The organism is Streptomyces silaceus, assembly GCF_001419745.1.
Taxonomy (GTDB): domain Bacteria; phylum Actinomycetota; class Actinomycetes; order Streptomycetales; family Streptomycetaceae; genus Streptomyces; species Streptomyces silaceus.
In genome coordinates this window covers 23,850-43,712 of sequence record NZ_LIRJ01000024.1, presented here as the reverse complement: position 1 = coordinate 43,712, position 19,863 = coordinate 23,850, and the positions used below count along the sequence as shown (strand labels likewise).

The window sequence follows — 19,863 nt, the reverse complement described above, 5'->3', positions numbered from 1 at the left end:
GCCCGGACTTGGGCACGGGCAGGGGTATGGACTGGGGCCCGGGCACGGGCACGGGAATGGCCTCGACCCGGGTAACGGCCACGGTCTCGATGCCGGCCACGAGCGCGGTCATGGGCGTGGCCGCGAGCACGGTCACGAACCCGGCCACGGCCGTGAGCGTGGCCCCGACTCCGAACGCGCCGCCGACGCCGAACGCGCCACCCAAGCCGGCGGCTGACCCGGTCCCGGTCGACCCCCGATGCGCCGGTCGACCCCCGGTACACCGGTACCGGATACACCGGTAGCCCTCGCTAGGAGCGTGTCTCAGTAACACAGAAGGGTGCGGCGCGGTGAGGCGCGGGTAGCGGCAGCGTCTGACCGGGCGGGATCGGTGTTCAGCTGACGGGAGTGCCCGCCTCGTCGGACAGGCCGAGGTGGTCCTGAAGCGTACGCCGGCCGATCTCGGTGAGAGCGACGGCGCGGCCGGTGCCGATCCGAGTGATCCAGTCGGAGTCGAAGGCGTGGCGGCACAGGGCGGCACCGACGGCACCGGCCAAGTGAGGGCGGCGTTCGGTCCAGTCCAGGCACGCGCGGACGGGCGGGCGCCGTGTGGCGGGCGGTAGCGCGATGCCGAGACCGGCCAGCCAGGCGATCCCGTTGCCGGTGAGCGTCAGCCCCTGCTCCCAGTCCAGCAGCCCCCGGTCGGTCATCGCCTCGGTGATCGCGACCCCGAGGGCGCCCGCGAGGTGGTCATAGCACGTGCGGGCGCGGGCCAGCGCCCGGCTCCGGTTGACGGCGGGCAGTGAACGGGGCGAATTGACGCTACGAGGCGCCATGGAGGCAAGGGTCTCGATCAGTTGGGCCGTCTCGGGATCGGCGAGGCGCACGTAGCGATGGCGGCCCTGACGCTCCTGGGCGAGCAGTCCTCCGCCGACCAGGAGGTTCAGGTGCTCGGTGGCCGTCGAGGCGGCCACCCCGGCATGGCGCGCCAACTCGGTCGCGGTCCATGCCCGGCCGTCCAGGAGGGCCAGGCAGAAGCTTGCGCGGGTGCCGTCCGCCAGGAGTCCGGCCAGAGCGGCGAGGTCCGGGCCCTCCAGGTGCGCGTCATGGTTTCTCATCGCCGTCCATCATCCACCAGCGATCCTTCGGTGAGGGCCGAAGTGTCTTCACCCTACGGTCGACTCCCATGGACACCGCTACACGCAGCACCACGCCCGGCAACACGTCGGCCGCCCATGTGACCATCGAGCCGAGCATCCTGTACTTCGGCACGCCGGTCGTACTGCTCTCGACGGAGAACGAGAACGGCTCCTTCAACCTCGCGCCGATGTCCTCGGCCTGGGCACTCGGCCACGTCATCGTCCTCGGTCTGGGCCCCGGGGGACAGACCGCGCACAATCTCCGCAGCCGACCCGATCTCGTGGTGAACCTCCCTGAGCCTGCCCAGTGGCCGGCGGTGGAGCGGCTGGCGCCGCTGACCGGACGCACCCCGGTACCCGTGGACAAGCGCGACACCTTCCGTTTCGAGCCGGACAAGTTCGCCGCAGCCGGCCTGCGACCTGAACCCTCCGAGCTGGTCCGGCCGCCCAGGGCCGCCGAATGTCCTATCCAGCTGGAGGCCCGCGCCGCCCGGGTCCAACCCGACGCCTCCGGGGCGTTCCTCATCGTCGAAGCCCAGGTGCTCAAGGTCCACGCCGATCCGCGTATCGTCGTCCCCGGCTCCCAGCACGTCGACCCGGCCGTGTGGAGCCCGCTGATCTACAACTTCCGTCACTACTTCGGGCTGGGCCCTGAACTCGGCCGCAGCTTCCGCTCCCAGACACCCCGGCAGAGCCACTGACCGATCTCGAAGCCGGTAAGCGCATGGGACAAGGGGGCCCGGAATAGGCCGCAACCAGCAGCCTGCCTCCGTTCTGTGATCATTCGTGCGGAATGATGTCGGTATGCGTGATGGGGAGGGCCTGTTCGAGGCCGAGCCGGTCGAGAAGAAGCGGCCACAGGCGCGTGCGGCGGCGGTGGACAAGCGGTTCAGGGCGTTCGACCCGCGCCAGGCGTTGCTGCTGCCGCCGTCGCTGGATGACTGGCTGCCGGAGGACCACCTGGCGCGGTTTGTCGCCGACCTGGTCGACCAGGCGCTCGACCTCTCGCCGATCCTGGCCGACTACACGAAAAGCGCGGCTACCCGCCCTATGATCCGCGGCTGATGGTGCGGCTGCTGATCTACGGCTACACCACTGGCGTCCGCTCCTCCCGGGCGATCCAGCGCAAGTGCGTCGACGACGTCGCCTTCCGGTCCCTGGCCGCCGACCAGGCCCCACCACGCACCCCCCGTCCACATCCCGGACCATCCGGTAAACCGAGTCGCCTACCCACCCCCCTCCTCCCATACGCTTGACCCGTGACCCCCGTCGAGCTCTCCCGCACCGTGCTGCGCGCCATGCGCCATGCCGTCGATGCCGGGGAGCTTCGCGTGGTCGTGCCCGAGGGGGACGCCGGGGTCGAGAGCGTGCGGGTGGAGCGGCCGCGGCCCGGGGGCTGCGGGGACTACGCCACCGGGGTCGCCCTGCGGATCGCCCGTGCCGCCGGGCACTCCCCGCGGCACGTCGCCGAGGTGCTGTCGCCCCGGCTGGCCGCCGAGCCCGGGATCGCCGGGGTCGACATCACGGGGCCCGGGTTCCTCAACATCACCCTCGCGGGCGTCCGCGCCGAAGGCCTCGTGGGAGAGGTCCTGCGGCAGGGGCGCTGCTACGGGCACGTCCACCCCGACACCGGGCAGCTCGCCCAGATCCACGTGCCCGGCGAGCTCCGCGCCCTCGTCGTCGCCGACGCCGCCCGCCGCGTCCTCCGCTCCCAGGGCACCCTCGTCCGCGTCACCTGCGACGAAGCCGTGGTCCCCGCGGAGCTCCGCGAGGCCCTGGAGGTCCTGGGGGTACGTGTCGACGCGTATGGGCGGCCTCCGCAGGCCCTTCCCGTCCTCCGCCCCGTCCCCGTGAAGGCCGAGCCCGTCCCCGTGAAGGCCGATGGCGGAGGCGCCGGCGGGGTGTGCGGAGAGCTCGGGGCCGACGCCACCCGTTGGGCCCTCCTGTATCCCGCCCCCCACGACCACCCCCGCGTCACCCCGGACCAGGGCGGCGACGCGCACCTCGTGCAGCGCGAGAGCAATCCCCTGTTCCGCGTGCGGTACGCACACGCCCGCTCGTGCGCCCTGAGGCGCAATGCCGCCGCGCTCGGGTTCGACCCCGTCCCCGGAGAGGTGGCGGGAGCCGAGGCCGAGGGGCTGCTCGACCAGCTCGACGCGTACCCCGTCGTCCTCGCCGCCGCGGCCCGCCACCGCGCCCCGGACCGCCTCGCGCGCCACCTCGTCGCCACCGCCGACGCGTTCCTCCTCTTCCAGACCGTCACCCGCAGCCCCGTGCTGCCCCGCGGTGACGAGAAACCCTCGGCCGCCCACCGCGCCCGGCTCGCCCTCGCCGAAGCCGCCGGGACGGTGCTCGCCGGTGGCCTGTCCCTGCTCGGCATCAGCGCCCCCGCCTACCTGTGACACCCGCCGAGAGCCGCGTGCCACCCGTGAGAGAGACGACCGAGTCATGAGCCGTTCCGCACACCCCGCCGGGCCCCGCCACGCCGACGTGCTGCCCGAGGGCCACTACTCCGCGCCGCCCACCGATCTGAACGCGCTGGACGCCAAGGTCTGGTCCCGCACCGTCACCCGCGGCGCCGACGGCGTCGTCAGCACCGGCGGCATCGAAGTGACGCGCCTGGCCGAGGAGTTCGGCACCCCGGCGTACTTCATCGACGAGGCCGACTTCCGCGCCCGCTGCCAGGCCTGGCGCGACGCCTTCGGCCCCGACGCCGACGTGTTCTACGCCGGCAAGGCCTTCCTCTCGCGCGCCGTCGTGCGGTGGCTGCACGAGGAGGGGCTCAACCTCGACGTGTGCAGCGGTGGCGAGCTCGCCACCGCCCTGGACGCCGGGATGCCCGCCGAGCGCATCGCCTTCCACGGCAACAACAAGACGCCCGAGGAGATCGAGCGGGCCGTCGCGGCCGGCGTCGGGCGCATCGTGCTCGACTCCTTCCAGGAGATCGCGCGCGTCTCTCACATCGCCGAGCGGCTCGGCCGGCGCCAGCCCGTGCAGATCCGCGTGACCGTGGGCGTCGAGGCGCACACCCACGAGTTCATCGCCACCGCGCACGAGGACCAGAAGTTCGGCATCGCGCTCGCGGGCGGCCAGGCCGCCGAGGCCGTGCGGCGCGCGCTCAAGCTGGACGGGCTCGAACTCATCGGGATCCACTCCCACATCGGCTCGCAGATCTTCGACATGGCCGGGTTCGAGGTCTCCGCCCGGCGCGTGGTGCAGCTGCTCGCCGAGGTCCGTGACGAGCACGGCGTCGAGCTCCCCGAGATCGACCTCGGCGGCGGCCTCGGCATCGCGTACACCTCGGACGACGACCCGCGCGAGCCGCACGAGATCGCCAAGGCGCTCCACGAGATCGTGACGAGGGAGTGCGAGGCCGCGAACCTGCGCACCCCGCGCATCTCCGTCGAGCCCGGCCGCGCCATCGTCGGCCCGACCGCCTTCACGCTCTACGAGGTCGGCACCATCAAGCCGCTGGAAGGGCTGCGTACGTACGTCTCCGTGGACGGCGGCATGTCCGACAACATCCGCACCGCGCTCTACGACGCCGAATACACCGTCGCCCTGGTCTCCCGCTCCTCCGACGCCGAGCCCATGCTGGTGCGCGTCGTGGGCAAGCACTGCGAGAGTGGTGACATCGTGGTGCGTGACGCGTTCCTGCCGGCCGACCTGGCGCCCGGCGATCTGATCGCCGTGCCCGCGACCGGCGCGTACTGCCGCTCGATGGCGAGCAACTACAACCACGCACTTCGCCCGCCCGTCGTCGCCGTGGGCGACGGCGCGGCGCGGGTGATCGTCCGGCGTGAGACGGAGGAAGATCTCCTGCGTCTCGACGTCGGCTGAAGAAAAAGATGAAATAGATGTCTCACGATCCGGACAATGGACAGAAAGTCCGTTCCGGTGGGTGAGACTTGTTCCACCGTAGATGTACGAGAAGTGAGGTCGGATGATGCGTACGCGTCCGCTGAAGGTGGCGCTGCTGGGCTGTGGGGTTGTCGGCTCAGAGGTGGCGCGCATCATGACGACGCACGCCGATGACCTCACAGCCAGGATCGGCGCCCCGGTGGAGCTCGCCGGGGTCGCCGTCCGCCGCCCGTCGAAGGTCCGGGACGGCATCGACCCCTCCCTGGTCACCACCGACGCGACCGCGCTGGTCAAGCGCGGCGACATCGACGTCGTGGTGGAGGTCATCGGCGGGATCGAGCCCGCGAGGACGCTCATCACCACGGCGTTCGAGCACGGCGCGTCGGTCGTCTCCGCGAACAAGGCGCTCATCGCCCAGGACGGCGCGGCCCTGCACGCCGCCGCCGTCGAGCACGGCCGCGACCTGTACTACGAGGCCGCCGTCGCCGGTGCCATCCCGCTCATCCGGCCGCTGCGCGAGTCCCTCGCCGGCGACAAGGTGAACCGTGTCCTCGGCATCGTGAACGGGACGACCAACTTCATCCTCGACGCCATGGACACGACGGGGGCGGGCTATCAGGAGGCCCTCGACGAGGCCACCGCGCTGGGCTACGCCGAGGCCGACCCGACCGCCGACGTCGAGGGCTTCGACGCCGCCGCGAAGGCCGCGATCCTCGCCGGCATCGCCTTCCACACGCGCGTACGCCTCGACGACGTGTACCGCGAGGGCATGACCGAGGTCACCGCCGCCGACTTCGCCTCCGCGAAGCGCATGGGCTGCACCATCAAGCTGCTCGCCATCTGCGAGCGGGCGGCCGACGGCGAGTCCGTCACCGCGCGCGTGCACCCCGCGATGATCCCGCTGAGCCACCCGCTGGCCTCGGTCCGCGAGGCGTACAACGCCGTCTTCGTCGAGGCGGAGGCCGCGGGACAGCTGATGTTCTACGGCCCCGGCGCCGGTGGCGCGCCCACCGCGTCCGCGGTCCTCGGCGACCTCGTCGCGGTCTGCCGCAACAAGCTCGCCGAGGCCACGGGCCCCGGCGACTCCGCGTACACCCAGCTGCCCGTGGGCGCCATGGGCGAGGTCGTCACGCGGTACCACATCAGCCTCGACGTGGCCGACAAGCCGGGCGTGCTCGCCCAGGTCGCGACGGTCTTCGCCGAGCACGGCGTATCGATCGATACGGTCCGTCAGACGGGCAAGGACGGCGAGGCCTCCCTCGTCGTCGTCACCCACCGCGCGCCCGACGCCGCCCTCACCGGCACCGTCGACGCGTTGCGCGAACTCGACACCGTGCGTGGTGTCGCCAGCATCATGCGGGTTGAAGGGGAGTAAGCAGCAATGACCCACCAGTGGCGCGGAATCATCGAGGAGTACCGGGACCGGCTCCCCGTCTCCGCTACGACGCCGGTCGTCACCCTGCGCGAGGGCGGCACGCCGCTCGTGCCCGCGCAGGTGCTCTCCGAGCGCACGGGCTGCGAGGTCCACCTCAAGGTCGAGGGCGCCAACCCCACGGGTTCCTTCAAGGACCGCGGCATGACGATGGCGATCACGAAGGCCAAGGAGGAGGGCGCCAAGGCCGTCATCTGCGCCTCCACCGGCAACACCTCCGCGTCCGCCGCGGCCTACGCCGTACGCGCGGGCATGGTCTGCGCGGTCCTCGTGCCCCAGGGCAAGATCGCGCTCGGCAAGATGGGCCAGGCGCTCGTCTACGGCTCGAAGATCCTCCAGGTCGACGGCAACTTCGACGACTGCCTGAACCTCGCCCGCGGCCTGTCCGAGAACTACCCGGTGGCCCTGGTCAATTCGGTCAACCCGTTCCGCATCGAGGGCCAGAAGACCGCGTCGTTCGAGATCGTCGACGCACTCGGCGACGCGCCCGACATCCACGTCCTTCCCGTCGGCAACGCCGGCAACATCACCGCCTATTGGAAGGGCTACAAGGAGTACGCGGCCGACTCGGTGTCGACGCACACCCCCCGGATGTGGGGCTTCCAGGCCTCCGGCTCCGCGCCGATCGTGCGCGGCGAAGTGGTCAAGGACCCGTCGACGATCGCCACGGCGATTCGCATCGGCAACCCCGCGTCGTGGGACCACGCCCTCGCCGCGCGCGACGAGTCCGGCGGCTTCATCGACGAGGTGACGGACCGTGAGATCCTGCGCGCCTACAAGCTGTTGGCCTCCCAGGAGGGCGTCTTCGTGGAGCCCGCGTCGGCCGCCTCGGTCGCCGGTCTGCTGAAGGCCGCCGAGCAGGGCAAGGTCGACAAGGGCCAGCGGATCGTCTGCACCGTCACGGGCAACGGCCTCAAGGACCCCGACTGGGCCGTCGCGGGCGCCCCGCAGCCGGTCACCGTCCCGGTCGACGCGGCCGCCGCGGCCGAACGCCTCGGCCTGGCATAACAGCGGGGAAACCCGGCAACTCCGTACAGGGGGTGCACAGGGGGCTTACGACACGCATCGTGCGCCTCCTGTGCGCCCTATGTCGCCACAGAACCTTCCTTCGATAGGCTGTACCGAACCCGCCCACCGCATATGCCGCGGTGCCGCCGTCGTCCGCGGCCTTCGGGTGTCCCGTACATGTGGCACGTAGTAGAACCACGCAGCCTCAAGAACACGCAGCTCAAGGAGAGTCATCGAGCGATGGCCGGTCCCGCGTTCCGCGCCGCCGCCGTCCGGGTGCGCGTCCCCGCCACCAGCGCCAACCTCGGTCCGGGCTTCGACGCCCTGGGTCTGGCGCTTGGTCTGTACGACGACGTGGTCGTCCGGGTGGCCGACTCCGGTCTCAACATCGACATCGCCGGGGAGGGCAGCGAGAGCCTCCCGCGCGACGAGTCGCATCTGCTCGTGCGCTCCCTGCGCACCGCCTTCGACCTGCTGGGCGGCCAGCCGCGCGGACTCGAGATCGTCTGCGCCAACCGCATCCCGCACGGCCGGGGCCTCGGCTCGTCGTCCGCCGCCATCTGCGCCGGCATCGTCGCCGCCCGCGCCGTGACCATAGGCGGGGAGGCCCGGCTCGACGACGCCGCGCTGCTCGAACTCGCCACGGAGATCGAGGGGCACCCCGACAACGTCGCCGCCTGTCTGCTCGGCGGCTTCACGCTGTCCTGGATGGACGGGGGAGCGGCGCGCGCGATCAGGATGGATCCCGCCGATTCCATCGTTCCGGTGGTTTTCGTCCCCGGAAAGCCCGTCCTCACCGAGACGGCCCGCGGCCTGCTCCCGCGCACCGTCCCGCACGTCGACGCGGCTGCCAACGCGGGCCGGGCGGCCCTGCTCGTCGAGGCCCTGACCAGGCGCCCCGAGCTGCTGCTGCCCGCCACCGAGGACCGCCTGCACCAGGAGTACCGCGCCCCGGCCATGCCGGAGAGCGCTGCCCTGGTCGAGCGGCTGCGCGCCGACGGCGTGCCCGCGGTGATCTCCGGCGCGGGCCCCACGGTCCTCGCGCTGGCCGAAGACAGTGCGGCCGACAAGGTCGCACGCCTGGCGGGCGAGGGCTGGGCGGCCAACCGCCTGACGCTCGACGCCACGGGAGCGAGCGTGCTGCCGCTTGCGCCCTGAGGCAGAGAACGCAGTGAATTCGGGGTATCCGGATTCGGAGAGGGGGAATGTTTGTTGGATCCGGTAGTGTTAATCTCAAGTCTGCACCCGACCCATCCATGGCGAGGTGCTTTGTGTCCCCGTCCGGGACAACCATTCTTCCGGGAGCCTCCCAATCTGCTTCGTGCCCCGCACTGAGCGGTCCTGAGCACGCTCCGGAACCGGCGTGACCGAGCCGGGTGACACCGCACTTCAGTGGCACCGCACCGGGAATCGCCATCACCAATGAATTCTTCCGCCGCCATGGCGGACCACCGCCCCGGCACGGTCCACAGAACAGCAAGGACCGCCGGACAGCACAACCGGTCGCCGAGCCAGACAGGCCGACGTCCGCTCCAGGGAAGGACCCTTCGTGAGCGACACCACCGATCTGATGGGCGTGACTGCCGACACGCCCGCCACGGACGCCTCTGCGGCGCCTGCCACCGGTGCTTCGGCCGGGTCCCGGCGGCGCCGCGGCACCGGCCTCGAGGGCATGGTGCTGGCGGAACTGCAGCAGGTCGCATCGGGCCTTGGGATCAAGGGAACCGGGCGCATGCGCAAGAGCCAGCTGATCGAGGTCATCAAGGAGGCGCAGGCAGGCGGCGGAGCCCCGGCGAAGAGCGCCGCGGCGTCCGGGGAGACCGCCGAGACCAAGCCCAAGCGCCGGGCCACCTCGAAGGCCCGTACCGGCGAGGACGCCGCCGACACCGCCGCCAAGGCGAGCAAGGCGGACAAGGCGGAGAAGGCCGAGGGCGGCAAGGCCGAGAAGGCCCCCGCCCAGCAGCAGATCGACATCCCGGGCCAGCCGGCCAGCGACGACCAGCCGGCCGGTGAGCGCCGCCGGCGCCGGGCCACCGCCGACGCGGGCAGCCCGGAGACGGTCACCGCCGAGGCGAAGGGCGAGGCGAAGGCCGACGCCAAGGGCGACGCCGAGGGCCGGGGCGGCGACGGCGACAACAGCGCCGAGGGCCGTCGTGACCGCCGCGACCGCCAGGGCCGTGGCCGCGACCGCGACCGTCGCGGCAACAAGGGCGACGACCAGCAGGGCGGCCGCCAGGACCGTCAGCAGGGCGGCCGCCAGGACCGCCAGCGGGACAACGGTCCGCAGGACGACGACGACTTCGAGGGCGGCCGGCGCGGCCGCCGGGGCCGTTACCGCGACCGCCGTGGCCGCCGTGGCCGCGACGACTTCGGCAACGAGCCGCAGGTCTCCGAGGACGACGTCCTGATCCCCGTCGCGGGCATCCTCGACATCCTCGACAACTACGCGTTCATCCGTACGTCGGGCTACCTCCCGGGCCCGAACGACGTGTACGTCTCGCTGGCCCAGGTCCGCAAGAACGGTCTGCGCAAGGGCGACCACGTCACCGGTGCGGTCCGTCAGCCCAAGGACGGCGAGCGCCGCGAGAAGTTCAACGCGCTCGTGCGGCTCGACTCCGTCAACGGCATGGCGCCCGAATCCGGGCGCGGGCGACCGGAGTTCAACAAGCTGACGCCCCTTTACCCGCAGGACCGGCTCCGCCTGGAGACCGACCCGGGCGTGCTCACCACCCGCATCATCGACCTCGTCTCGCCCATCGGTAAGGGCCAGCGCGGTCTGATCGTGGCCCCGCCGAAGACCGGCAAGACCATGATCATGCAGGCGATCGCCAACGCGATCACGCACAACAGCCCCGAGTGCCACCTGATGGTCGTCCTGGTCGACGAGCGTCCGGAAGAGGTCACCGACATGCAGCGGTCGGTGAAGGGCGAGGTCATCTCCTCGACCTTCGACCGCCCGGCCGAGGACCACACCACGGTCGCCGAGCTCGCCATCGAGCGCGCCAAGCGTCTGGTGGAGCTGGGTCACGACGTCGTCGTGCTGCTCGACTCGATCACGCGTCTGGGCCGTGCGTACAACCTCGCCGCCCCGGCCTCCGGCCGCATCCTGTCCGGTGGTGTCGACTCCACGGCGCTGTACCCGCCCAAGCGCTTCTTCGGCGCCGCGCGCAACATCGAGGACGGCGGCTCGCTGACCATCCTGGCCACCGCGCTGGTCGAGACCGGCTCGCGCATGGACGAGGTGATCTTCGAGGAGTTCAAGGGCACCGGCAACATGGAGCTCAAGCTCGACCGGAAGCTCTCCGACAAGCGCATCTTCCCGGCGGTGGACGTGGACGCGTCCAGCACCCGCAAGGAGGAGATCCTGCTCGGCAGCGACGAGCTCGCCATCACCTGGAAGCTGCGTCGCGTGCTGCACGCGCTCGACCAGCAGCAGGCGATCGAGCTGCTGCTGGACAAGATGAAGCAGACGAAGTCGAACGCCGAGTTCCTGCTGCAGATCCAGAAGACGACGCCGACGCCGGGCAACGGCAACGACTAGTCGTCCTCAGCGGTCCGGAAGGCCGCCCCGTCACGGACGTGACGGGGCGGCCTTTTCGGTGCGGAACGAGACCAAAGCGAGACCTTGGCCACACGCATAAGAGATTCTCACGGTCACCGGCAGTAGCCCCGCTCCCCACGAATGCGCAGGTGGGAGGCCAAAAGGCCGAAAAGAGCGGACACGGGGCGTGACCGGCGGACGCCGGGGCGCACACGGACGCCTGTGCAACCCTTCAAGCGGTTTCCACGTCTGACAAGTGAACGACGAACCAAAACCTGGCCCTGAAAGCAGGGGGTAACCGACCGCGAGGACTGAGGAGCACATGGCCGACGAGAGCACGCCGGCGGATCCGGCCGATACGAAGAGCAAGCGCCCGCGCGGCGGTGGCGGCCGACGCCGCAAGCCCCGCAAGCGCAACAAGGTGCTCGTCGTCGGCGCATGGACCGCGGCCTCCGTGGTGGTCCTCGGCGGAGCCGGGCTCGGCTTCGTGTACTTCAAGCTCAACGGCAACATCAAGGGCGTCGACATCAACGCCGCGCTCGGCACCGACCGCCCCCTGGACGTCGACAACGGCTCCCAGGACATCCTCGTCCTCGGCTCCGACTCGCGCTCCGGCGACAACGCCAAGTACGGCAAGGACGAGGGCGCGGCCCGCTCGGACACCGCGATGATCGTCCACGTCTACAAGGGCCACAAGACGGCCAGCGTCGTCTCCATACCCCGCGACACCCTGATAACCAGGCCCGAGTGCGCGACCGAGGACGGCAAGACCGACCCCGGCGGCCGGCGGCAGATGTTCAACACGGCGTACGAGGTGGGCGGCCCCGCCTGCGCCGTCAAGACCGTCGAGAAGATGTCCGGCATCAGGATGGACCACTACGTCGAGGTCGACTTCACGGGCTTCAAGAAGCTCATCGACACCCTCGGCGGCGTCGACATCACCACGAAGAAGGCCATCCACGACAAGGACAGCCACCTCGACCTGGAGGCCGGCACCCACACCCTGAACGGTGAGCAGGCCCTCGGTCTGGTCCGCACCCGGCACGGCGTCGGCGACGGCAGCGACCTCGGCCGCATCCAGCTCCAGCAGGCGTTCATCAAGGCCCTGCTCGACCAGGTCAAGGACGTCGGCGTCTTCAGCAACCCGAAGAAGCTCTTCGACCTCGCGGACGACGCGACCAGCGCCATCACCACCGACTCGGACCTCAACGACGTGAAGTCCCTCGCGAGCTTCGCCAACGGGCTCAAGGGCATCGGCGCGGGCGACATGAAGATGGTCACGCTGCCCATCCAGTACGACCCGAACGACCCCAACCGCGTGCTGCCCCTCGAAGAGGCCGACCAGCAGGTCTGGGACGCGCTCAAGGCCGACAAGCCCATTCCCAGGTCAGCCACCGAGAAGTCCGCCGGCGACAAGGGCTCCGCGGGCGACGTGGTGAGCAGCCACTAGCGGCCACGAGCAGCCAAGAGCGGCCACCGGCACCCGTCAGGAATAGATCGGCCCCCACCCCGGTTTTGGGAGATACGGCCGGTCCTGGCAGACTGGTACGTCGGCCCCGGTTCACGTACGAGCAATCCGCGCGTACGACCCGGTGCCCTCCCGAAACTAGGAGACACCTTGAAGCGCGACATCCACCCCGAGTACGTCGAGACGCAGGTCAGCTGCACCTGTGGCGCGTCGTTCACCACCCGCAGCACGATCTCCAGCGGCACCGTCCGTGCCGAGGTCTGCTCCGAGTGCCACCCGTTCTACACGGGCAAGCAGAAGATCCTCGACACCGGTGGCCGCGTGGCCCGCTTCGAGGCCCGCTTCGGCAAGGCTGCAGGCTCCGCCAAGAAGTAGCGAGCCACTGCGCCGGTCATCGGCCGTCCTCGGAAGGGGGCGGCCGGGACCGGCGCTTTTGCCGTCCCGCAGCCAATTCGCGTAGAACCACCGCGTAGAAAACCAGGAGCCCCCGATGTTCGAGGCGGTCGAGGAACTGATCGGCGAGCACGCCGATCTGGAGCAGAAGCTCGCCGACCCGTCGGTCCACGCCGACCAGGCCAACGCGCGCAAGCTCAACAAGCGCTACGCCGAGCTGACCCCGATCGTCGCGACGTACCGCTCCTGGAAGCAGACCGGGGAGGACATCGAGACGGCCCGCGAGCTGGCCGCCGACGACCCCGACTTCGCCGCCGAGGTCAAGGACCTGGAGCGGCAGCGCGAGGAGATCACAGAGAAGCTGCGGCTGCTGCTCGTGCCCCGGGACCCGTCCGACGACAAGGACGTCATCCTGGAGATCAAGGCGGGCGCGGGCGGCGACGAGTCGGCGCTGTTCGCCGGCGACCTGCTGCGCATGTACCTGCGGTACGCGGAGCGCGTCGGCTGGAAGACCGAGATCATCGACTCCACCGAGTCCGAGCTCGGCGGCTACAAGGACGTCCAGGTCGCCGTGAAGACCAAGGGCGGCCAGGGCGCCACCGAGCCGGGCCAGGGCGTCTGGGCGCGGCTGAAGTACGAGGGCGGCGTGCACCGCGTGCAGCGTGTGCCGTCCACCGAGTCCCAGGGGCGCATCCACACCTCCGCGGCCGGTGTCCTGGTGACGCCCGAGGCCGAGGAGATCGACGTCGAGATCCACGCGAACGACCTCAGGATCGACGTCTACCGCTCCTCCGGACCCGGCGGCCAGTCCGTCAACACCACCGACTCCGCGGTGCGCATCACGCACATTCCCACCGGAGTCGTGGCCTCCTGCCAGAACGAGAAGAGCCAGTTGCAGAACAAGGAGCAGGCGATGCGTATCCTGCGCTCCAGGCTCCTCGCGGCGGCCCAGGAGGAGGCGGAGAAGGAGGCCGCGGACGCCCGCCGCAGCCAGGTCCGCACCGTCGACCGCTCCGAGAAGATCCGCACGTACAACTTCCCGGAAAACCGGATCTCGGACCACCGCGTCGGCTTCAAGGCGTACAACTTGGACCAGGTGCTCGACGGCGAACTCGACGCGGTCATCCAGGCCTGTGTCGACGCCGACTCCGCCGCCAAGCTCGCCGCCGCGTAAGCCCACCCCTTCGTACGACCCGTCCCGGAGGACCAGCGTGAACCTGCTGCTCGCGGAAGTGGCCCAGGCCACCCAGCGGCTGGCCGACGCCGGCGTGCCCTCGCCGCGCAACGACGCGGAGGAGCTCGCCGCCTTCGTGCACGGCGTGAAGCGGGGCGAGCTGCACTCCGTCAAGGACGCCGACTTCGACGCCCGCTACTGGGAGACGGTCGCGCGGCGCGAGGCGCGCGAGCCGCTCCAGCACATCACCGGGCGGGCCTTCTTCCGCTACCTGGAGCTCCAGGTCGGGCCGGGTGTCTTCGTGCCGCGCCCCGAGACCGAGTCGGTCGTCGGGTGGGCCATAGACGCCGTGCGCGCCATGGACGTCGTCGAGCCGCTCATCGTCGACCTGTGCACCGGCTCCGGCGCCATCGCGCTCGCCATGGCCCAGGAGGTGCCGCGCTCGCGCGTGCACGCCGTGGAGCTGTCCGAGGACGCCCTGAAATGGACGCGGAAGAACGTCGAGGGGTCCCGGGTCAAACTCAGCCAGGGCGACGCCAGGGACGCCCTGCCGGAGCTCGAGGGACAGGTCGACCTGGTGATCTCCAACCCGCCGTACATCCCCCTCACCGAGTGGGAGTACGTCGCTCCGGAGGCCCGCGACTACGACCCCGAGCTCGCCCTGTTCTCCGGTGAGGACGGGCTCGACCTGATCCGCGGCATCGAGCGCACCGCCCACCGGCTGCTCCGCCCCGGGGGTGTCGTCGTCATCGAACACGCGGACACCCAGGGCGGCCAGGTCCCCTGGATCTTCACCGAGGAGCGGGGCTGGGCCGACGCGGCCGACCACCCCGACCTGAACAACCGCCCCCGCTTCGCGACCGCCCGCAAGGCGATGCCGTGAGCACCCAGACGTCACGTCAGCAGTACCTGTACGAGGAGGCCCGCTAAATGGCACGGCGATACGACACCAACGACGCGACCGACCGTACGACCGGTCTGCGCGAGGCCGCGTCCGCCGTCCGCCGTGGCGAGCTGGTCGTCCTGCCCACCGACACCGTCTACGGCATCGGTGCCGACGCCTTCTCGCCGGAGGCCTGCGCCGACCTGCTCGACGCCAAGGGCCGCGGGCGCAACATGCCCACCCCCGTCCTGATCGGCTCGCCGAACACGCTGCACGGCCTCGTCACGGACTTCTCCGAGATGGCCTGGGAGCTCGTCGACGCCTTCTGGCCGGGCGCCCTCACCCTCATCGCCAAGCAGCAGCCGTCCCTGCAGTGGGACCTCGGCGACACCCGCGGCACGGTCGCCATCCGCATGCCGCTGCACCCCGTCGCCATCGAGCTGCTCACCGAGTTCGGCCCCATGGCCGTCTCCTCGGCCAACCTCACCGGCCACCCGGCCCCCGAGGACTGCGACGCGGCCCAGGAGATGCTCGGCGACTCCGTCTCCGTCTACCTGGACGGCGGCCCGACCCCCGGCATCGTGCCGTCGTCGATCGTCGACGTCACGGGCAAGGTGCCGGTGCTGCTGCGGGCGGGCGCGCTCTCCGCCGAGGAGCTGCGCAAGGTCGTCCCCGACCTCGAGGTGGCGAATTGACAGCCCCTGAGACGGGGCGTGGCATAGCGGGCTTCCCGGGCTCTGCGGGAACCTTCCGCATCCTCCACGTCAGCACCGGCAACGTGTGCCGCTCGCCGATCACCGAGCGGCTGACCAGGCATGCCCTGGCCGACCGCCTCGGCGACCCCGCCACCGGCGGCCTGATCGTGGAGAGCGCGGGCACCTGGGGCCACGAGGGCGCCCCCATGGAGACCAACGCCGAGACGGTCCTCGCCGACTTCGGCGCGGACCCCACCGGCTTCATGGGCCGCGAGCTCCTCGACGACCACGTCATCCGGGCCGACCTCGTCCTCACCGCGACGCGCGACCACCGCGCCCAGGTCATCTCCATGGGCCACTCGGCGGGCCTGCGCACCTTCACCCTCAAGGAGTTCACGCGGCTCGTGCGGGCGATAGACCCGACGACCCTGCCGGACCCCGACGGGGACGGCGTCGTCGAGCGCGCCCGCGCCCTGGTGCGGGCCGCGGCGGCGCTGCGCGGCTGGCTCCTCGCGCCGAGCGTGGAGGCCGACGAGGTGTACGACCCGTACGGGGCGCCCCTGCCGTTCTTCCGTTCCGTGGGGGACGAGATCAACCAGGCGCTCGACCCCGTGGTGACGGCGCTGACCGGGGTGCCCGCGCACATGTAGCGGCGGGCCCGCGCGGGCCCGCCGCTACGGGCCTACATTGGATCTGAGGTCACCCCTGCGAGGCCCCGGAGCCCACGATGACGGTCACCACGGCAGCCAACGACGCCCCCGCGGCGTACACGGATCTCGACGCGCTGCGCCGACAGGACCCCGAACTCGCCGACGTCCTGGCCGGTGAGGTCGCCCGCCAGTCCGACGGGCTCCAGCTGATCGCCGCCGAGAACTTCACCTCGCCGGCCGTCCTCACCGCCCTCGGCTCCCCGCTCGCCAACAAGTACGCCGAGGGCTACCCCGGCGCGCGGCACCACGGCGGCTGCGAGCTGGTCGACGTCGCCGAGCGGATCGCCGTCGACCGCGCCAAGGCCCTGTTCGGCGCCGAACACGCCAACGTGCAGGCGCACTCCGGATCCTCCGCGGTCCTCGCCGCGTACGCCGCGCTGCTGCGCCCCGGCGACACGGTCCTGGCGATGGGCCTGCCGTACGGCGGCCACCTCACGCACGGCTCGCCCGCGAACTTCTCCGGGCGGTGGTTCGACTTCGTCGGGTACGGCGTGGACCCCGAGAGCGGCCTGATCGACTACGAGCAGGTGCACGCGCTGGCCCGCTCCCACCGCCCCAAGGCCATCGTGTGCGGCTCCATCTCCTATCCGCGGCACATCGACCACGCGGCCTTCCGCGAGATCGCCGACGACGTGGGGGCGTACCTCATCGCGGACGCGGCGCACCCGATCGGGCTGGTCGCCGGGGGAGCGGCGCCCAGCCCCGTGCCGCACGCCGACGTCGTCTGCGCCACCACCCACAAGGTCCTGCGCGGCCCCCGGGGCGGCCTGCTGCTGTGCGGCGCCGACCTCGCGGAGCGCATCGACCGGGCCGTCTTCCCCTTCACCCAGGGCGGCGCCCAGATGCACACCATCGCCGCCAAGGCCGTCGCGTTCGGCGAGGCGGCGACACCGGCCTTCACCGCGTACGCCCATCAGGTGGTCGCGAACGCGCGCATGCTGGCGGAAGGGCTGGCCGCGGGCGGGTTCGCCGTCACGACCGGCGGAACGGACACCCATCTGATTCTGGCCGATCCGGCACCCCTGGGAGTGGACGCGCACACCGCCCGGGGGCGGCTCGCGGCGGCCGGGATCGTGCTCGACGTCTGCGCGCTGCCGCACGGCGGGGCACGCGGGCTGCGCCTGGGCACCGCGGCCGTCACGACCCAGGGCATGACCGGGCCCGACATGGTCCGCATCGCCGGCCTGCTGGTCGACGCGGTGCGCGAGGAGTCGTCCGTACGAGAAGAGGTACGTGATCTGGTGGGAAGATTTCTGCCGTATCCGGGCTAGGACGGGGCAGGTGCGTCGGGAACCGGAGCACACTCGTGCAACCATCGTCGCTACCCGGAAGTCCCCAACCGTATGCGCGCAAAGCTAGGGTGTGGGGCTGAGATGGCCAGCGAGACCTGTGGGGAAGCCCGTGCGTGAATACCTGCTGACGCTCTGCATCACGGCCGCGGTGACCTATTTGCTGACCGGCCCGGTGCGGAAGTTCGCGATCGTGGCCGGCGCGATGCCGGAGATCCGCGCTCGTGACGTACACCGGGAGCCCACGCCCCGGCTCGGCGGGATCGCGATGTTCTTCGGCCTGTGCGCGGGCCTCCTGGTCGCCGACCACCTGCCCAACCTGAACGCGGTCTTCGAGAACTCCAACGAACCGCGGGCGCTGCTCTCCGGAGCGGCGCTCATCTGGCTGATCGGTGTCCTCGACGACAAGTTCGAGATCGACGCGCTGATCAAGCTCGGCGCCCAGATGATCGCCGCGGGCGTCATGGTCATGCAGGGCCTGACGATCCTGTGGATCCCGGTGCCCGGCGTGGGCACGGTGTCACTGACCTCGGGCCAGGGCACGCTGCTCACCGTCGCGCTCGTCGTCATCACCATCAACGCCGTCAACTTCGTCGACGGCCTCGACGGTCTCGCGGCGGGCATGGTCTGCATCGCCTCGGCCGCGTCCTTCATGTACGCGTACCGCATCTGGTACGGCTACGGCATCGAGGCCGCGGCCCCCGCCACCCTCTTCGCCGCCATCCTCATGGGCATGTGCCTGGGCTTCCTGCCGCACAACATGCACCCCGCCCGGATCTTCATGGGCGACTCCGGCTCCATGCTCATCGGCCTGATCCTGGCGGCGGGCGCGATCTCCGTCACCGGCCAGGTCGACCCGGCCGCGATGAAGCTGAACTTCGGCACCGGCCGCGACGCCACGCACGCGATGCTCCCGGTCTTCATCCCGCTCCTGATGCCGCTGACGATCATCGCCATCCCCTTCGCGGACCTGGTCCTCGCGATCGTCCGGCGCACCTGGAACGGCAAGTCGCCGTTCGCCGCCGACCGCGGTCACCTGCACCACCGCCTCCTGGAGATCGGCCACTCGCACAGCCGCGCGGTGCTGATCATGTACTTCTGGTCGGCGCTCATCGCCTTCGGCACGGTCGCCTACTCGGTGCACTCCACGAGCATGTGGATCCTGCTGCTCATCGTCGCGCTCAGCGCGGTCGGCCTCGTGCTGCTCCTGCTGCCGCGGTTCACGCCGCGCATCCCGCGGTGGGCCGAGACCTTCGTGCCGCCGCGCTACCGGCGCCGCCAGGGCGGCACGGTCGCGGCGCGCGGCGGCGTCGGGGCGGGCCCCGGCGGGGCCGGGGCGGACCAGGGTCAGACGGCCGCCGAGGAGCGGACGCCGGCCGCTGCGGGGGCCGCGTCGGTGGGCCTGAAACTGCACGGCAGCACGGCGCTCTCGGAGCGCTCCCGGGTCCGGTCGCACGAGCGCGAGTAGCGGAGCGGGGGCGTACGGGGAGAGCCGAGGGGCGCGCTCCGGTGCAGCTCAGCGCCGTCACCCGTCCGAGTGGCACCCCTCGGTCACCCTGTTCGACGGGAACCGGCATCATGATCGACGAGCCCGAAAAACCCCCGTGTCACGTTGATCCATTCGTGTGACGGTCGGCACACTTTCGGGTAAAGACTGCATCAAATAGTTTGTGATACGGTTCACGAGAACCCGAGATATATTGAGGCGGCCCCAGCGAGACCGGTCGCCCTGGTGAGGTGCGCCTCGTCCGTGTCCGGGCCAGGTCCCGCTCGACGACCGCAATGCAACGTCCCCAAATTTCGCCGGAGGAGCTGCCGTCATGCAGTCCAACGACGCCCGCACTCTCCTTCACTGTGCCCTGCCCACCGCTGCCGCGGGCGTGGCGGGAGTCGCGGTCAGTGCCGCCGTGGCCGGTGGCAAGGGTGCGCTCGGCGCCGCCTTCGGCACGCTTCTCGTCCTGCTCTTCATGGGCGGAGGCCTCGTGATCCTGCAGAGGAGCGCGCGCTCCTTCCCGCATCTGTTCCAGATGATGGGCCTGCTGGTCTACACCGTGCAGATTCTGTTGCTGATGGTCGTCCTGACGGCACTGCGCGGAACATCCGCGTTCAACCCCAAGGCCTTCGCCTTCACGCTCCTCGCCGCCACGTTGGTGTGGATCGGGGCGCAGCTGCGCGCCCACATGAAGGCCAAGGTTCTGTATGTGGAGCCGGAGTCGACCCGGGCGCAATCGTGACCTGTAGGGCCGACGTAAGGAGGCCTCTGCTCATTTGCTATGGTCTCGCCACAACTG

General features: G+C 70.9%; 17 protein-coding genes and 1 pseudogene. 17 read left to right on the top strand and 1 reads right to left on the bottom strand.

The window, feature by feature from the left end; translation table 11 throughout:
* Positions 1–374: 374 nt before the first annotated feature.
* The gene (locus AOK22_RS02295; protein ID WP_055696822.1) at positions 375–1,097 is read right to left on the bottom strand and encodes a helix-turn-helix domain-containing protein; all 723 of its coding nucleotides are present in this window, start codon (positions 1,095–1,097) and stop codon (positions 375–377) included.
* A gap of 68 nt (positions 1,098–1,165) precedes the next feature.
* Between AOK22_RS02295 and AOK22_RS02290 the strand changes: the two genes are divergently transcribed.
* From AOK22_RS02290 to AOK22_RS02210, 17 genes and pseudogenes are all read left to right on the top strand, one after another.
* Positions 1,166–1,819, top strand: a complete 654-nt coding sequence (locus AOK22_RS02290) for a flavin reductase family protein (protein WP_055696821.1) — start codon at positions 1,166–1,168, stop codon at positions 1,817–1,819.
* Between the two features lie 175 nt (positions 1,820–1,994).
* Positions 1,995–2,296, top strand: a pseudogene (locus AOK22_RS02285) (transposase); the annotation flags it as partial.
* An 81-nt stretch (positions 2,297–2,377) separates the two neighbouring features.
* Positions 2,378–3,520, top strand: a complete 1,143-nt coding sequence (gene nrtL, locus AOK22_RS02280) for an ArgS-related anticodon-binding protein NrtL (RefSeq protein WP_055696819.1) — start codon at positions 2,378–2,380, stop codon at positions 3,518–3,520.
* 46 nt (positions 3,521–3,566) lie between these two features.
* Positions 3,567–4,958: a diaminopimelate decarboxylase gene (gene lysA, locus AOK22_RS02275; RefSeq protein WP_055696818.1), complete on the top strand. Its 1,392-nt coding sequence runs from the start codon at positions 3,567–3,569 to the stop codon at positions 4,956–4,958.
* A 106-nt stretch (positions 4,959–5,064) separates the two neighbouring features.
* Positions 5,065–6,354 (top strand): homoserine dehydrogenase, encoded by a 1,290-nt coding sequence (locus AOK22_RS40645; protein ID WP_055696828.1) that lies wholly within the window; start codon positions 5,065–5,067, stop codon positions 6,352–6,354.
* Positions 6,355–6,360: 6 nt separating this feature from the next.
* Positions 6,361–7,419, top strand: coding sequence for a threonine synthase (thrC, locus tag AOK22_RS40640; RefSeq protein ID WP_055696817.1), 1,059 nt, complete (start codon positions 6,361–6,363; stop codon positions 7,417–7,419).
* A 240-nt stretch (positions 7,420–7,659) separates the two neighbouring features.
* Complete coding sequence (gene thrB / locus AOK22_RS02260; RefSeq protein ID WP_055696816.1) at positions 7,660–8,577, top strand: homoserine kinase; 918 nt, start codon at positions 7,660–7,662, stop codon at positions 8,575–8,577.
* 391 nt (positions 8,578–8,968) lie between these two features.
* Entirely contained in the window at positions 8,969–10,960 is a 1,992-nt protein-coding gene (rho, locus tag AOK22_RS02255; protein WP_055696815.1) for a transcription termination factor Rho, read from the top strand.
* Positions 10,961–11,282: 322 nt separating this feature from the next.
* Complete coding sequence (locus AOK22_RS02250; RefSeq protein ID WP_055696814.1) at positions 11,283–12,410, top strand: LCP family protein; 1,128 nt, start codon at positions 11,283–11,285, stop codon at positions 12,408–12,410.
* 168 nt (positions 12,411–12,578) lie between these two features.
* A complete protein-coding gene (gene rpmE, locus AOK22_RS02245; RefSeq protein ID WP_055696813.1) occupies positions 12,579–12,803 on the top strand; it encodes a 50S ribosomal protein L31 in 225 nt (74 codons plus the stop codon).
* 115 nt (positions 12,804–12,918) lie between these two features.
* The gene (gene prfA, locus AOK22_RS02240) at positions 12,919–13,995 is read left to right on the top strand and encodes a peptide chain release factor 1 (RefSeq protein WP_055696812.1); all 1,077 of its coding nucleotides are present in this window, start codon (positions 12,919–12,921) and stop codon (positions 13,993–13,995) included.
* A gap of 37 nt (positions 13,996–14,032) precedes the next feature.
* Positions 14,033–14,878 carry a peptide chain release factor N(5)-glutamine methyltransferase gene (prmC, locus tag AOK22_RS02235; protein ID WP_055696811.1) on the top strand — a complete coding sequence of 282 codons (846 nt, stop codon included), beginning with the start codon at positions 14,033–14,035 and terminating at the stop codon, positions 14,876–14,878.
* Between the two features lie 47 nt (positions 14,879–14,925).
* The gene (locus AOK22_RS02230; RefSeq protein ID WP_055696810.1) at positions 14,926–15,573 is read left to right on the top strand and encodes an L-threonylcarbamoyladenylate synthase; all 648 of its coding nucleotides are present in this window, start codon (positions 14,926–14,928) and stop codon (positions 15,571–15,573) included.
* On the top strand, positions 15,570–16,223 hold the full coding sequence (locus AOK22_RS02225) for an arsenate reductase/protein-tyrosine-phosphatase family protein (RefSeq protein WP_055696809.1): 654 nt from the start codon (positions 15,570–15,572) through the stop codon (positions 16,221–16,223). The genes AOK22_RS02230 and AOK22_RS02225 overlap by 4 nt, the downstream gene beginning before the upstream one ends.
* Before the next feature lie 77 nt (positions 16,224–16,300).
* A complete protein-coding gene (locus AOK22_RS02220; protein ID WP_055696808.1) occupies positions 16,301–17,554 on the top strand; it encodes a serine hydroxymethyltransferase in 1,254 nt (417 codons plus the stop codon).
* A 130-nt stretch (positions 17,555–17,684) separates the two neighbouring features.
* A complete protein-coding gene (locus AOK22_RS02215) occupies positions 17,685–19,040 on the top strand; it encodes an MraY family glycosyltransferase (RefSeq protein WP_193433246.1) in 1,356 nt (451 codons plus the stop codon).
* A gap of 352 nt (positions 19,041–19,392) precedes the next feature.
* Positions 19,393–19,806 (top strand): Cg1360 family ATP-synthase-associated protein, encoded by a 414-nt coding sequence (locus tag AOK22_RS02210; protein ID WP_055696806.1) that lies wholly within the window; start codon positions 19,393–19,395, stop codon positions 19,804–19,806.
* The last annotated feature ends 57 nt before the right edge of the window (positions 19,807–19,863 follow it).

Excerpts from the sequence above, each read along its gene's own strand:
- AOK22_RS02295 (WP_055696822.1), bottom strand. The coding sequence starts at position 1,097 with ATGAGAAACCATGACGCGCACCTGGAGGGCCCGGACCTCGCCGCTCTG.
- AOK22_RS02290 (WP_055696821.1), top strand. The coding sequence starts at position 1,166 with ATGGACACCGCTACACGCAGCACCACGCCCGGCAACACGTCGGCCGCC.
- lysA (WP_055696818.1), top strand. The coding sequence starts at position 3,567 with ATGAGCCGTTCCGCACACCCCGCCGGGCCCCGCCACGCCGACGTGCTG.
- AOK22_RS40645 (WP_055696828.1), top strand. The coding sequence starts at position 5,065 with ATGCGTACGCGTCCGCTGAAGGTGGCGCTGCTGGGCTGTGGGGTTGTC.
- thrC (WP_055696817.1), top strand. The coding sequence starts at position 6,361 with ATGACCCACCAGTGGCGCGGAATCATCGAGGAGTACCGGGACCGGCTC.
- thrB (WP_055696816.1), top strand. The coding sequence starts at position 7,660 with ATGGCCGGTCCCGCGTTCCGCGCCGCCGCCGTCCGGGTGCGCGTCCCC.
- AOK22_RS02250 (WP_055696814.1), top strand. The coding sequence starts at position 11,283 with ATGGCCGACGAGAGCACGCCGGCGGATCCGGCCGATACGAAGAGCAAG.
- prfA (WP_055696812.1), top strand. The coding sequence starts at position 12,919 with ATGTTCGAGGCGGTCGAGGAACTGATCGGCGAGCACGCCGATCTGGAG.
- AOK22_RS02230 (WP_055696810.1), top strand. The coding sequence starts at position 14,926 with ATGGCACGGCGATACGACACCAACGACGCGACCGACCGTACGACCGGT.
- AOK22_RS02220 (WP_055696808.1), top strand. The coding sequence starts at position 16,301 with ATGACGGTCACCACGGCAGCCAACGACGCCCCCGCGGCGTACACGGAT.
- AOK22_RS02210 (WP_055696806.1), top strand. The coding sequence starts at position 19,393 with ATGCAGTCCAACGACGCCCGCACTCTCCTTCACTGTGCCCTGCCCACC.